A 400-nucleotide genomic window follows, 5' to 3' on the forward strand; every position below is an offset into this window, starting at 1 on the left:
GCCAGCGCGTGTTCCAGTTCGTGCGCGGTGACGCTGCCGCAGCGAACGAGCATCTGGCCCAGGCGCTCGCGCTGCGCCGGCGCCTCGTCCAGCCACGCGAGGTATTCGGCGAGGCGGTTCTCGGGCGGCAGGATGCGGATCGCGCAGTCGTCGCGCACGAAGTCGAACACGCCGTCGATCGTCGCCTTGTCGGCGCTGCTGTGGAAGCCGATCTCGAAGCCGAGGTAGCACGACTCGGGATCGAATTCGTCCAGCGCCGGCAGGTCGTCGGCGATCGTCGCGATGCCGGTGATGGTGCCCAGCTGGCCCAGGTAGCGGATGAACGACAGCGGGTCCATGCCGTTGCGCAGCACGTCGGGGCCGAAGCGCAGCGAGATGTGCCAGTGGCCGGCCGCGCCGC

Annotated in this window: 1 pseudogene; it reads right to left on the bottom strand. The window is 70.0% G+C overall.

Annotated features, from left to right (window positions below):
- A pseudogene (locus tag ACEN88_RS34455) lies at nucleotides 1-400 on the bottom strand (chemotaxis protein CheA); the annotation flags it as partial.

It is taken from the genome of Massilia sp. CT11-108 (assembly GCF_047302915.1).
GTDB lineage: Bacteria > Pseudomonadota > Gammaproteobacteria > Burkholderiales > Burkholderiaceae_D > Telluria > Telluria orientalis.